This is a genomic window from Novosphingobium sp. DS6-6, from assembly GCF_057784975.1.
The window spans coordinates 24,208-37,972 of record NZ_JBYNTS010000018.1 but is presented as its reverse complement, the minus strand read 5'-3'; the positions used below and the strand labels follow the sequence as shown (position 1 = coordinate 37,972).

Sequence of the window (13,765 nt, the reverse complement as noted above, 5' to 3'; positions counted from 1 at the left end):
CGGCCACAACGCTCGACGAGCTCCTGCCGTGGAATTGGGCGCCGCGCACCGCAGCCATCGCCGCGTAACCAAACCTACGCGCCGGTCGGCATCACCCCGCGGCCCTCACCGGACGGATACCAGAATAGAGGCCCTCCTCGCGGATAAGGGCTATGACGCCGATGCCATCCGGGAGGAACTGGCTGCAGCCGAAATCGAAGCCGTCATTCCCGCAAAGAGCAACCGAAGCAACCCGGTGCCACACGACCGCGAGAAATACCGTTGGCGCAATCTCGTCGAGCGCCTGTTCAACAAACTCAAGAACTGGCGCCGAATTGCTACCCGCTACGACAAAACCCAAGAGTCACACCTCGGCTTCGTCAATCTCGTCGCCGTCCTACACTGGATACCCTTTGTCCACGAAACCTAGGCAGGCGACCCGGACGAGATCATTGCCACAGTTCGCCGTGGCACCAAGCTTTGGAATCAATCCATTAGATCGGCAACGCCGGCGTTTACAGGCATAGCCAGAATCTAATCGGCAACACCAAGTAACGTTATCGCGGGGCCTCGGGCTGAAGCAACTCGCCCGCCATCTGGCGCAGCGCGACTTTGTCGATCTTACCAGTAGGACCGAGCGGGATCGCCTCGATCACCAGGCAGGCGTCGGGCATCCACCACTTGGCGACCCGGCGGGCGAGCAGGTCACGCAGCTCGCTCTCGTCCACTGTCGCACCGGGCCGGGGTTGGACCACCAGCACCGGGCGCTCATCCCACTTCGGGTGCTTGATCCCGATCGCGGCAGCATTGGCGACATCGGGATGCAGGAGCGCGGTGTTCTCGAGCTCGATCGAACTGATCCATTCCCCGCCGGACTTGATGACGTCCTTAGCCCGGTCGGTAATCTGCATCGAGCCGTGAGGATCGATCCTCGCCACGTCGCCCGTGTCAAAGAATCCGTGCTCATCAAGCACCGTGCCCCCGGCGCCGTTGTAATATCCCCCGGCAATCGCCAAGCCGCGCACCAGCAGGCGACCGGGCGTGACGCCATCCCACGGCAGTTCAAGGGCCTCGTCGTCGATGAGCTTCAACTCGACGCCGAACGGCGGTCGTCCCTGCTTCAGCCGGTAGGCGAGCTGCGTCTCCACGTCAGCTGTAGCCAGGGCTGCCGGCACGCCACCGATGCTGCCTAGAGGAGAGGTTTCGGTCATGCCCCAGCCATGAATCACTTCGATGCCGAACTCCTCATGGAAAGCGCGCAGTATGGCCTCGGGCAGCGCTGACCCGCCGATGACCACGCGCTGCAGGTGCGGTAGGGCCAGGCGATGCGAACGCAGGTGGTCGAGCAGGCCAAGCCATACTGTCGGCACGGCGGCGGCGAATGTTACTTGCTCGCGCTCCAGCAGCTCATAGACCGAGGCCCCATCCAGCTGACCGCCGGGCATGACCAGCTTCGCGCCTGCCGCAGGCGCAGCAAAGGCAATTCCCCAAGCATTAGCGTGGAACATCGGGACAATCGGCAGGACCACGTCGTCCGGTCCTATGCCAAGACCGCCTTTGGCCATGACCAGCATGGCGTGCAGAACGTTGGAACGATGCGAGTAGAGGACACCCTTGGGGTTGCCGGTCGTTCCTGAAGTATAGCAGAGCCCGCAGGCGGTGTTCTCGTCGAAACCACCCCAAGACACCTCACTGGTGCCCGTCACGAGCAAGCTCTCGTAGCACAGCGCTGCGAGCGCGTTCGCCGGCATCATCTCTGGCTCAACAATGATCACGTAGTGTTCGAAGCAGAGCCGGTCGCGGAGCGATTCGACGAGTGGAACGAAGGTCGTGTCGAGGATCAGCACACGACCACCTCCATCTCCAGCGATCCAGGCAATCTGATCTGGGTGGAGCCGCGGGTTGAGCGTATGCAGGATTGCGCCGATGCCCATCGTGCCATACCAGCATTCCATGTGCCGCTCGCTGTTCCAGGCCAACGTGGCGACTCTGTCGCCCGGTCTGATGCCGAGCCGCCTTAGCGCGACTGATAGGCGGCGGGCGCGATCATGGATGCGGGTATAGTTCGTCCGCGCGATGACGCCGTCCGTGCGGCGAGTGACCACTTCGCGCGATCCATGAACGCGGGCAGCATGAGTGAGGATCTTGTCGACCGTCAGCGGCCAATCCTGCATCAGACCAAGCATGTCGTGTGCCCTTTGCATTATCCCAAACTATTCTGCAATTTATTTTAATTAATTTAATTAACTATGTGGAAATTTTTAATATTAGTCAAATATCGTGATGGTCTGCAGTTCGGAGTAATCTAGCGCACCGGTCATCCCTGATTTGCGACCAATACCACTTTGCTTGATACCACCATAAGGTATTCCTGGAATCAACCACTCACTGCCGTGCGCGTTAACCCATACTGTGCCGGCTTCAAGCTGTGTGGCAATATGCATGGCATGATCGGCGCTGCCGCTCCATACTGACGCACCGAGTCCGTAGATTGACGCGTTGGCTCGCTCAACGACCTCGTCTTCGCTGTCAAACGCTAAAATGGGGATGATGGGCGCGAACTGCTCTTCGCGAACGATCAAGGCTTCATCGTCGATGTCCGAAACCACTGTCGGCCGAACAAAATAGCCATCGGCCTGAACCGAGTTCAGCATCACACCTACCGGCAGGACAATGGCCCCCCGTGCCGCGGCATCGTCGAGAATCTGGGCGACCCGCGCTTTGGAGCCGGCACTGTGGACAGGCCCAATATCGGCACTGGGATCAAGGCCGTCACCGATCCTCAGTTTCTGCGCGCATTCGACGAACATTTGCGAAAACCTGTTCGCAAGCGGGCGATGAACGTAAATCCGCTTAATGGCCATGCACACTTGTCCGGCATTGCGGAACGACGCGTTGACCAGGCGCTCCACCATCGGTGCTGAAAGCGCGGCGTCGTCAAGAACGATGGCAGGATCGTTGCCTCCCAACTCCAGGGTGAGATGCTTGATAGTTGCAGAGGCGGCAGTCATGATTTCTCGACCCGCTTCGGTGCTGCCGGTGAACGCGACTTTGCCAACGAGCGGATGGCTCGTGAGACTATCACCGACTTCGTCACGCTGGCCAGTGACTACGTTCAAGACGCCCGCCGGCAAGTGCGCGGCGATCAGTTCCAAGGCAGACATTAGCGCAAGGGGACAGGAACTTGCAGGTTTGACGACCACAGCATTCCCAGCGAGCAACGCAGCGAAGATCTGCGTGAACCCCAGTACGATCGGGCCATTCCAAGGAATGATCGACACCACCACGCCAAATGGTCGACGCACCATCAGATAACGACCGCGCGGCCCTTCTCCGCTAATTGGCGAGTCAATTTGCTCTGCCAGCGCCAGAGTCCTGCGCTCACGCGCGATTGCAGAGGCAAATTCCGACTTTGCGGCCGAAAGGATCTTGCCGTTTTCCCTCACAAACAGAGGGGCCAGATTTTCAACGGCGCGCTCGACATCATTGAGCCCGCGCGCCAGCAGCTCGGCACGCTCAACCGCTGTCTTTCTGCCCCACGTTTTGCTGGCGTTATGCGCTGCATTCACCGCCGAGATCGCATGCATTCGCGTGGCGGCGACGATCGTGCCTACGACTTCGTGTGGTCGCGATGGATTTCTGACCTCGATACGCCGATCGGATCCGATCAGATCGCCATCGATCAGCAAAGTCATGTGAACCGGCGAATAATGAACTTCGCGAGCAATTTCATCTAACGACATTGGTGATCTCCAAACCTGCCCGCTCGTACCAGAAACGCAATCGCCCGCTTCCAGTCGGACTGAAGCTGTTCTCAGCCCGAACACGCGGACGATTGCCCGAGAGGCAGATCGCGCGGCGGTTAGTCGAGGGGACCATCCCTTGAGACCCGAAGAGGCGAACAATGACTTCCGTCGATGGCGCGACCGACGCTTGCAGCACGGTATTTCGACCGCAAAACGTTGCAATCATCGGTGCTTCCGAAAGTGGGGGCGAAGGTTTTTCGGCTCGCATCTTTGAGAATCTGCGTGCTTGCGGCTTTCCAGCGAGGGTTCATCTCATAAATCCGCGGCGCAGCACGCTTTGGGGGCAACCGGTATTTCGCTCGCTGGCCGATATTCCCGAGCCGGTTGATCTGGCCCTTGCACTCGTGCCCGCGCCCGCAATCGTACCCACATTGGAAGAGGGACTGGCATGTGGGTTGAAGTCCGCTATCGTCATGGCCGCACGGTTTGGCGAAGGACAAGACGCCGAAGGTGCAGCGCGGGCACGTGAGCTGAAAGGTCTCGTTTCACGCGGACTGCGCGTCGTCGGGCCGAATTGTCTTGGCGCGATATCGCTTCGCGAGAACCTGTTTCTTTATCCGTCCACGGATCTGCGACGGCTGCAGTCCGGCGGAGTGGGCGTCGTCTTCCAGAGTGGCGGGCTGTTTCGATACTGGCTGCTGCAAGCCGCTGCGCGCGGACTCGGGTTCAGCTATGCCGTGTCAAGCGGCAACGAGCTCGACCTGGACATGGCCGATTTCATCAATTTCATGGTCGACGATCCGGACACGTCGCAAATCGTCTGCCTCATTGAAGGCGTTACGCGGCCAAAGGCATTCATGGCCGCCGCGGCGCGCGCATTGGCGGCAAACAAGCCGTTGATCGTCCTGAAAACGGGCCGGACCGAAGCGTCTCGGGCATCTGCCGCAAGCCACATCGGCGCAATCTCGGGCGACGACAAGGTCTTTGACGCGTTCTGCCGGTCCTATGGCGTCGTGCGTTGCGACAGTCTCGATGACCTGATCGAGACCGCGCTCTGCTTCCAGCAAGGCCGGATCCCAAAGGGGCGGGGGGTTACAGTGGTGGGCTTTTCCGGCGCGTCACGCAGCCTCTTCCTCGATCACGGAGACGCTATCGGCGTCCAGTTCGCGGGTCTTGGTACAGAGACACTAGCAACTACCGAAGCTTTGATCGATCCAGGTATCGCGCCATACAATCCGGTCGATACGGGGCCAGGTCTCGCCGTAAGGCAGGAAGACTACGTCAAGCTGTGCATCGCGCTTGCGGCAGACCCGGCAACAGACGTTCTGCTCATGCAAGGGCGTTTGCCTGAAAATGATGTGGTCGAGCCGCCCGCAGTCAGTGCCGTCGTTGCCTCGACCGAGAAACCGGTGCTGGCCTATGACCGCACATCGTCCAACGTAAGCGAGGCCGGACTTCGTGCGCAGGCCGCTTCGGGGACGGTGTTCCTTCAGCGCATTCCCGATGCGCTGCGCGCGGTGCGCGCACTAGCCGATTATGCGGCGGCCCGGTCGGGCCCCTTGCCGGAATTGCCAACCGAGCCGATTGATGCGCATGATGCAGACATCAAGGAATTGCTTGCCGCGACCGGCGTTACAATGCCGGTAGAGCGCCGTGTTGCCAACGCTACCGAGGCGGCAATGGCGGCGGCGGAAATAGGTTTTCCGGTGGCTGTCAAGCTTCATTCCGAAAACGTACTGCATAAGACCGAGCTCGGCGGTGTGGCACTTGGGCTGAAGAGCGCAGTCGACGTAATTTCGGCTTGTGATGCCATGGCTCAAGGGCTGCGCAGCGCCAATGGGGGAACCGGCGATCCCGAGGGTTTCCTGGTGCAGGAAATGGTTTCCGGTGCCGAATTGATCATTGGTGCAAGAACTGATCCTCAGTTTGGACCCATCATCGTTGCCGGCCTTGGGGGTACCACGGTCGAAGTTATCGGCGACGTGTCGGTACGCTTGCTGCCCATCGGGCGCGACACGGCGCTTGCGATGTTGGACGAGTTGAAGACACGCCGTCTGCTCGACGCATTCCGCGGACGCGCCGCTCGAGACGTGAACGCTGTGGCCGACATCATGGTCGCTGTCGGAGATGTGTTTCTGCGGAATCGCAATCGGCTTACCGATATAGAGATCAATCCGTTGATCGTGCTGGCCGAAGGGCAAGGTGCCCGCGCGGTCGACGTGCGCGTCGTGGTCGCCGAACAGGGCAAGACCTGAAACCGGTTCAAAGCGATCGCAGTTGGTCTGCGATTTTTTCGGCAATCATCATTGTTGGCAAATTGGTGTTTGCGCGTGGCAGGGTCGGCATCAACGATGCATCGACAACATGAAGATTATCGACCCCGTAGACCCGCCCGTTTTCGTCGGTGACCGACATCGGATCATCGGCGTTCCCCATCCGGCAGGTTCCCGATGCATGCTTGATACCGATCGCGTTGGCATGCAGAAATGCCTTGAGAGCACTGTCATCGCGCACAATCGCTTGAATATCGACACCATTGGCAAGCAGCTTCTGTACCGCGGCCCGCCGGACGAACGCGGGACCGTCGAGCAAACGGCCAGCCAGCCCGGTCACCCATGCGTTTGATGCCGATGGCTTGCTTAGACGTCGTGCCAGGCCATTGTATTGCATGCTGAAAATGTTCGAACTGAGCGCACTGACTTTCGAATGTGCCAGCAACTCGATCGCAAAACGAAGCGACCGCATCAGCCGTTCCAGATCACGCGCATCGGACAGCAGATTGAAACGAACATCCGGATATTCGGTATATCCGCCAGACCCGAGCCGCACACTGCCGATAGAATAGGCCTTGTTCACCCATCCGAAGATCATGCCGATCCGCCATCCGATATCATGCCAACCGGTTCGGCAACCGACGGTAAGATACATATCTCCGCGTTCGGTCTGCGGCAGCCCCGATGAATAACGCAGCGACATTTGCAGATGCTGGGTCATCGCGCGCGGCAGGCGCGCATGCGGCGAAAGCAGCGTGAAAACCGGGATCCCGGGGTGGTCCTGCAAGTTGCGCCCAACGCCTGGTCTGTCAGCCAAGACCGGAACACCCATCGCGGAGAGATGCTCGCCTTCGCCGATGCCCGAGCGCATCAACAGTGTCGGGCTCATCAGCGCGCCCGCGGCAAGAATGACCCTGCGCGCACGCAGGATTTCAATCTTACCCCTGCGATCGACTTCAACCCCGACGCATTGTCGTCCTTCGAACACGAGGCGCAAGACGCGCGTATGCGGCATGATCATCAACCCTGACCGGGCCCGCACGGTATCCGTCAGATAGCCACGTGCTGCTGAAACGCGCTGGCCATTGCGCAAATTGAGCGTTGCTGGAAAGAAGGCATCGACAAACTGGCCATCGTTCTGATCCGGACGAAACTCGAATCCTTGGTCTTCGACCGCTGCTGCGATTGCGGTTGTGAACTCAGTCCAGCGTGCTCGATCCAGCCGATGGATATCGATCGGCCCCTCGCGTCCATGAACCATATCGCCTGGGCATAAGTCGCGCTCCAGCTTCCGAAAATATGGCAGTACATCGTTCCATGACCAGCCTACCGCGCCGTTGGCGGCCCATTCGTCATAGTCTCCCGGTGCACCGCGATTGGCCGCGAGCGCGTTGATGCTGGAGCCACCCCCCAATACGCGGCCCTGATCATAATGCTTGCGCTTGGCACGCCCTGCATGCTGGTCCGACGGAGGCGGAACTTCGACGAGAAAGTCCGGCCATTGGTAGGCCGGATTGAAAGCTGATGTCGGGTAGCCATGAAGAATATCGGCGGGCGTTGCACCTTCACGGGTATCCATCCCAGCCTCGATCAGCAGAACCCGCGCGCTTTGCCTCTCCGTCAACCTGTTGGCCAGAACACAGCCTGCGGCTCCACCACCGACAATTATAAAATCGTTTTCGGGCAAGTGAGCCTCTCGAGTTTTTCAGCCTTGGAAAGGTTAAAGTCGCATGTGCAGGATTTCCCGCGTAGGGGTACGAGTGCGGCAATTAAGCTTGCCCGCCAGCATGTTCAGACAGCGAACAGTGTGGCGCTTCGCGCAAAATATGGTGCGACTGGATCGTATCGATCGAACAAAGGAGTTCAGCCTTGTTTGATATAGCCGTCCTCGGAGGATCCGGAAAAGAAGGTCGAGGCCTCGTTCGCCGATGGCTCGCGCGGGATACGTCCGTGGTTATCGGATCGCGCGAACCGGAGCGTGCTCGGTCTCAACTGGTTGGCGAAGATGGGCTTGATTGCCCGGTCGAAACATTCCGTGAGGCTGTATCGCGGGCGCGAACCGTCGTCCTGTCCGTGCCCTACACCGCCAAGCGTGACGTCCTTGTGGATATCGCGCCTCTGCTAGGTGACAAACTGGTGATCGATATAACCGTGCCGCTCGTCCCGCCCAAAGTTATGCGGGTGCAAATGCCGGCTGCGGGGTCGAGCGCCATAGAGACTGCGACCCAGTTTCCGGGCATCCGCCTGGCAGCCGCGCTTCATAACGTCTCGGCCGAAAAGCTGCGAAATCCGCTGGCAGCGGTCGATTGCGATTCGCTCGTCTTTAGCGATGATGACGCGGTTCGTGCCGAAGCCGTCGCCATAATCAAGGCCGCCGGGATTGACACGGTCGAAGGTGGACCGCTTTGCAACGCCGCCGCAGCAGAAGCGCTGACATCGGTGCTGATCTGGATCAACCGGCGCTACCGGGTGCCCAGCGCGGGCGTTCGCATCACCGGTTTGTCGAGCAACACCGACCATGCGGGCTGATGGTCTCTCCACCGCTCAGACGACCGTATCGATCATCCCTATTTCGACATTGCCGATGATCGACCTTGGGTGCGCGATTGCGCCCCTGATCGCAGACTCTTGCGCAGTCGAATGTGGCGGTCTGCAAGATGGTGACGTTGTCGTCATCACGCAGAAGATCATCTCCCGTTCCGAAGGCGCGAGGGCCCGGCTTTCCACGGCCACCCCCGATGACCGGGCCAAGGCCGTTGCGGAGGCGACCGGCAAGGATGCACGTCTTGTCCAGATCGTGCTCGGCGAAACGCGCGAGGTTGTTGCGCATCGCCAGAACGTGCTGATCGTGGAAGACGTGCGCGGCCTGGTCCTGGCCAATGCCGGGGTCGACCAATCGAACGCGTTTGCCGATCCCGATCATATCCTGCTGCTGCCAGCAGATCCTGACGCGTCTGCGCGTTCCATACGCACCGAGCTGACAGCGTTGTCAGGCCGTCGCCTGGCCGTTCTCGTGATAGACAGCATCGGCCGCGCCTGGCGTCAGGGGACGGTGGGCACCGCTATCGGGGCCGCTGGCCTTGCCGTTCTGGCAGACCATCGCGGGCGGCCGGACATATTCGGCCGAAAGCTCGAAAGCAGTGTCTCCGCAGTTGCGGATGAACTGGCAGCCGCCGCTTCGCTTGTCATGGGGCAGGCTGCGGAGCGAATACCGGTGGTGGTCATACGTGGCTTGGTCTGGCAAGACAGCGAAAGCAGCGCACGCGATATTCAACGGCCCCGAGGTGAGGATATGTTCCGTAATCAGCCGGCGAACCGGATATGATCCTCTGCCTGTCAGGTGGCGTGGGCGGCGCGCGGTTCGCGCAAGGTCTGGTCGGTGCGCTGCCGGATGCGGATATTCGAATCGTGGTCAACACCGGGGATGATTTCGAACATCTCGGCCTGCCGATTTGCCCCGACCTCGACACCGTCATGTATACGCTTGCAGGCATCGAGAATCCTGAACTCGGCTGGGGTCGTCGCGACGAAACCTGGCGGATGATGGAAGCGCTGGGTGTGCTGGGCGGCCCGACGTGGTTCAAGCTCGGCGATGCCGATCTGGCGATGCATCTCGAAAGGCACCGCCAACTTGCCCTGGGTGTTCCGCTCCATGAGGTGATCGCATCGTTGTCGAAACGCATGGGAATCACGGCGACCGTTGCGCCGATGACCAACCATCCGGTCCGGACGATGATCAAGGCCGATGGCGAAGCGCTTTCATTTCAAGACTATTTTGTGCGTCGGCGCTGTGAACCCGTGCTCGAGAGCCTGTGGTTTGCCGGCGTGGCGGAAGCCGAGACCGGTCCTTGGCTGGACTGGCTGCATGCAGACGTGCTTGAGGGCATCGTGATCGGTCCTTCCAATCCCCTTGTCAGCATCGATCCGATCTTGGCCCTGCGCGGCGTGCGCAAAGCCTTTGCCGCCCGGCACGTTCCCGCCGTTGTCGTATCGCCGATCATTGGGGGCAAAGCCGTCAAGGGGCCGCTAGCCAAAATGATGTCGGAGCGCGGCATCCAGCCCTCGAATGCTGGAATTGCGGCGCATTACGAGGGAATCATCGACGGGATCGTGATCGACGAATCCGACGCAGCGGATGCGCCGGCGATCAGCGCAACGGGTGTCGAGGTCCTCGTCACCGACACGCTCATGCAGGATCCCGCCGCCCGCGCCGCACTCGCGGGCAAGACCGTCGCTTTTGCCCGATCGCTGATGCAAAACGCCGTTGCCTAAGATCTGGGCCATCGTACCGGTTCGCTCGATCAAAACCGGCAAAAGCCGCCTTGCGCCGTTCTTGCCACCTTCGATGCGCAGCGCGCTCAACGCGAGTTTGCTCCGCAACACCTTGATAACCCTGGGGGCGTTGCCCGAAGTTGCTGGTTGCATCGTCTTGAGCAGCGATGACACCGCAATCGCGATCGGTCGCGCCTGTGGTGCGCGCTTTCTCCACGACGCTCCGGCTGCCGAAAATGGTGCGGAAGCGACGTTGAACGCCTCCGTCGATCGGGCTGTCGCGTTTGTGGGAAACCGATTGGGTGCAACCAGCCTTATCGTGCCATGCGACCTCGCGCGCGCCGTATCGGCCGATTTCCAAGCGGCGATCGCGATGAGCGCCGAGCAATCGTTGCCGGTCGTCGCCGCCGATGAGCGCAAATGCGGAACAAACCTGCTGCTTTTGCCGCCATCGGTGAAGTTCCAGGCGGCGTTCGGCAAAGGGAGTTTCTCCAGGCACAGCGCCCAACTGCGCCCGTTCGGCGCAGTGAGCGTTGACTTGCCCGGCCTGGCGTTCGATCTCGATGGCCCCGACGATTTGGCCCGGCTAGATTGCGATACGGCTGAGCGCATCCGTGTTGGTAGCGTCAGACAGTAGGCGGCAGCCCGTCGCCGTCACCACGACGATATCCTTCAACTGCATGCCGAAGCCGAAGCCGGTTTCGTAGACCAGGGGTTCGATCCCCAGCACCATGCCCTCTTCCAAGGCGATGTCGCCATAAGGCCCGACATAGGGTTCCTCGTGGAGATGAAGCCCGATGCCGTGCCCGACGAAACCGATCGGCGGCAAGCCGAGCTCATCGAGCTTTGCCTTGAAGATGTTGTAGATCTCGCGCGAGCTGGCACCCGGCTTGATCGCACCTAGCAGCCAATGCTTGCATTCAACAAGCTTGGCATAGACACGCTCCGCATCTTGCGAAGCCGTTCCCACGACAGCGGTACGGCAAACGCCGGCGAGATAGCCGCCGAATTTGGTGAACAATTCCACACGGCAGACGTCGCCGTCGACGAGAATGCGGTCGGACGGACCGACATTGGGGAAGACACTGCGTTCGCCCGTGGCGACGATCATGAGCTTCAATTCATCGGCACCAAGCCGATAAACATTGGCGGTCAGATGCCCTGCCAGGTCCATTTCGCTGTCACCGGCGCGTACGGCTGCAAAGGCGAGCCGGATGGCCTCGTCGGCAATCCACGACGCGCGGCCGACCCGCTCGATTGCGTCTGCTTCCTTGATCTGACGCAGCCTATCGAAATCACCGGCAAAATCCACGATCCTGGCGTTGGGAAGATAAGTCTGAAGACGCTGCAGGTCGCGAGCAGGCAGATAATCCAGCTCGATGCCGATCGCGCTATGGTCAAGGCCCGTATCGGTCAGCAACGTCGCCAGAACCTGCATCGCGTCGTCGGTGAACTCTCCCCAGACCGTCAGCGGAACATCAGGCGCCAACTTGCGCACAGTCGTCTGTTCCATATCGACGCAAAACAGAGAAGAACGGCCATCACGGGTGACGACTACAGCTGCGTGGCGCCAGCGCATAAGTGCCTGTGTCGGCACCTGAAAGCCTGTCACACTGCCGAAATTTTCGGGCGAGATCGCAATAATGGCATCCAGATCGCGCACAGCCATTGCCGCGCAGCTCCGTTCAATAAAATTCTGCTGCACTGCCAGCTCCTCCTAATCGACTGTAAACTGCGCAACTTTGGTCTCATCGACCGAAATACCAAGACCTGGGTTCGTAGGCACTTTGACCTGACCGTTCGACCATTCAAATGGGCTGTCGATCAGGTCGTCGGTGTAATAGACGCCTACTGTTTCGCCGCTGTAGTGCTCTGCCGGCCGAGACACCGGAAGGACGCACGACAGGGTAATGGAAGGACACGCCGCCGCCAGGTGCAGATTGGCAAGATTGCCGATCCCGGTTTCCACGCTGCCATTGACGTTGCAGATCAAGCCGGCCGCTTCCGCGACGATTGCGACCTGCTTCGCACGATACAGACCGCCAGGCTTCGTCGTGTAGATCGAGACGATGTCAATTCCACCTGCCCTGCCAACATCGAACGCATCGCGGGGCGTCCATGCACTTTCGTCCGCCATCACCGGCGCGTCGATCGAACGACCGACGGCCGCGATCTTGTCCAGCCCCTCACATGGTTGTTCGACATACAGCAGCCGGCAGGGCTCCATGCGCCGTATTGTCTGAACGGCCAGGCCAACAGTCGCATAGCCACAGTTCGCATCGACGCACAGCGCGACATCCGGGCCGACCGCCTCGCGGATGCGATGGACAATTTCTACGTCGCGCTCAGGCTCGACGCCTATCTTGATCTTGATAGTACGGCCACCTTCGCTCGCTACTTTCCGACACTCCACAACGGCCTCATCGATGTCCATAAGACCAATGGAATGCGTGATCGCGATCCGGTCGCGAACGCGTCCGCCAAGCAACGCATGCACGGGAACGCCAAGCGAGCGCCCGGCAAGATCATGGGCAGCCATGTCTATCGCGGCCTTGGCATAGGGATAACCCTTGATTGCCGCGTTCATCGCTACATGGAGCGCGCCCATTTGCAGAACATCAAGACCCGTTACCGCCGGCGCGAGGAACTGCTCGATCACAAGACGGGCGGTCGAGGGCGCCTCGCCGAAATAGCGCGCATAATCGCCGCCCCAGTCTTTGATAACCGGCGCTTCGCCCCATCCGATCAGCCCGTTCTCACCGACCATCCTGACCAGAACAAACGTTCCGATATCGCCTGAAAGGCCGGTCCATTTGTGCACCCGCCTTCTTGGAAGGCGCACATTGATTACGGTAAGTGCCGCGATTTTAGTCATCACGTTCCCCGGTTCTATTCTCGCAGGCTCGGTTACGCGCGACAGCCAGGGCCGCAGCGGCATGTCCTTGCGATGTTCGGGCCGCGAACATGTTTTCCCAAACGCCAGCAACGAGCCGGATGACCAATAGGTGTTCAGCATCAAGGAGAACGCCAGATGTTTGAAATCGTCAGACGTGACAGCGCCGGGCACCTTAGCGCGGTTGTCGAAGCGGCAGGATTTGTGTTCGTGTCAGGACAGGTCGCCGACGATCTTTCCGGTGACATAGATGCGCAGTGCGTCGAAACGCTCGCCAAATTGGATATGCGCTTGAAACAGGGCGGCAGCAGCCGCGAAGGGATTGTCTTCGCGATGATCTGGTTAAAGGATATCACGCAACGTGACCGCCTCAACCGGATATGGAACGCCTGGGTCGAAGGCAAGCCTCCGAGCCGTGCCTGCGTTCAGGCGGAGCTGGCTGACCCGCGCATGCTGGTGGAGATCATGGCGGTTGCGGCCAAGCCTGCCGGCTGACCTGGCCCGGCTGACGGCTTGTTCCCACGGTGAACACAAGGCGGCGGACTGATTGGTTCCAGTAATTCGCTGCCATTCCTTGTCACACAAGGCTAACGTGATTAGCC

General features: G+C 60.2%; 12 protein-coding genes. 7 read left to right on the top strand and 5 right to left on the bottom strand.

Annotated elements, in window-relative coordinates; translation table 11 throughout:
- The coding region (locus AC3EDY_RS15425; RefSeq protein WP_488573387.1) for a transposase at window positions 1-409 on the top strand (409 nt) is incomplete at its 5' end.
- A gap of 127 nt (window positions 410-536) precedes the next feature.
- Here the strand turns inward: AC3EDY_RS15425 and AC3EDY_RS15420 are convergent.
- Window positions 537-2,165, bottom strand: a complete 1,629-nt coding sequence (locus tag AC3EDY_RS15420) for a long-chain-fatty-acid--CoA ligase (protein WP_488573386.1) — start codon at window positions 2,163-2,165, stop codon at window positions 537-539.
- Window positions 2,166-2,246: 81 nt separating this feature from the next.
- On the bottom strand, window positions 2,247-3,674 hold the full coding sequence (locus AC3EDY_RS15415) for an aldehyde dehydrogenase family protein (RefSeq protein WP_488573385.1): 1,428 nt from the start codon (window positions 3,672-3,674) through the stop codon (window positions 2,247-2,249).
- Between the two features lie 209 nt (window positions 3,675-3,883).
- On the opposite strand from AC3EDY_RS15415, the gene AC3EDY_RS15410 reads away from it, so the two are divergent.
- Complete coding sequence (locus tag AC3EDY_RS15410) at window positions 3,884-5,980, top strand: acetate--CoA ligase family protein (RefSeq protein ID WP_488573384.1); 2,097 nt, start codon at window positions 3,884-3,886, stop codon at window positions 5,978-5,980.
- 7 nt (window positions 5,981-5,987) lie between these two features.
- Here AC3EDY_RS15410 and AC3EDY_RS15405 read toward each other — a convergent pair whose 3' ends face one another.
- Window positions 5,988-7,685: a GMC family oxidoreductase gene (locus tag AC3EDY_RS15405; protein WP_488573383.1), complete on the bottom strand. Its 1,698-nt coding sequence runs from the start codon at window positions 7,683-7,685 to the stop codon at window positions 5,988-5,990.
- Between the two features lie 182 nt (window positions 7,686-7,867).
- Here AC3EDY_RS15405 and AC3EDY_RS15400 point away from each other — a divergent pair, with 182 nt between their 5' ends.
- The 4 genes from AC3EDY_RS15400 to AC3EDY_RS15385 are packed head-to-tail and all read left to right on the top strand — an operon-like array spanning window position 7,868 to window position 10,907.
- The gene (locus tag AC3EDY_RS15400) at window positions 7,868-8,527 is read left to right on the top strand and encodes an NADPH-dependent F420 reductase (RefSeq protein WP_488573382.1); all 660 of its coding nucleotides are present in this window, start codon (window positions 7,868-7,870) and stop codon (window positions 8,525-8,527) included.
- Complete coding sequence (cofE, locus tag AC3EDY_RS15395) at window positions 8,517-9,323, top strand: coenzyme F420-0:L-glutamate ligase (protein ID WP_488573381.1); 807 nt, start codon at window positions 8,517-8,519, stop codon at window positions 9,321-9,323. Before AC3EDY_RS15400 ends, cofE begins: the two co-directional genes overlap by 11 nt.
- Window positions 9,320-10,270, top strand: a complete 951-nt coding sequence (gene cofD / locus AC3EDY_RS15390; RefSeq protein WP_488573380.1) for a 2-phospho-L-lactate transferase — start codon at window positions 9,320-9,322, stop codon at window positions 10,268-10,270. Before cofE ends, cofD begins: the two co-directional genes overlap by 4 nt.
- Window positions 10,263-10,907: a CofC family guanylyltransferase gene (locus tag AC3EDY_RS15385; RefSeq protein WP_488573379.1), complete on the top strand. Its 645-nt coding sequence runs from the start codon at window positions 10,263-10,265 to the stop codon at window positions 10,905-10,907. Before cofD ends, AC3EDY_RS15385 begins: the two co-directional genes overlap by 8 nt.
- On the opposite strand, the gene AC3EDY_RS15380 is transcribed toward AC3EDY_RS15385, so the two are convergent.
- Window positions 10,857-11,975, bottom strand: a complete 1,119-nt coding sequence (locus tag AC3EDY_RS15380) for a M24 family metallopeptidase (protein WP_488573378.1) — start codon at window positions 11,973-11,975, stop codon at window positions 10,857-10,859. The genes AC3EDY_RS15385 and AC3EDY_RS15380 overlap by 51 nt on opposite strands.
- 12 nt (window positions 11,976-11,987) lie before the next feature.
- Window positions 11,988-13,286 carry a mandelate racemase/muconate lactonizing enzyme family protein gene (locus tag AC3EDY_RS15375; protein ID WP_488573377.1) on the bottom strand — a complete coding sequence of 433 codons (1,299 nt, stop codon included), beginning with the start codon at window positions 13,284-13,286 and terminating at the stop codon, window positions 11,988-11,990.
- 15 nt (window positions 13,287-13,301) lie between these two features.
- On the opposite strand from AC3EDY_RS15375, the gene AC3EDY_RS15370 reads away from it, so the two are divergent.
- A complete protein-coding gene (locus AC3EDY_RS15370; RefSeq protein WP_488573376.1) occupies window positions 13,302-13,658 on the top strand; it encodes a RidA family protein in 357 nt (118 codons plus the stop codon).
- The last annotated feature ends 107 nt before the right edge of the window (window positions 13,659-13,765 follow it).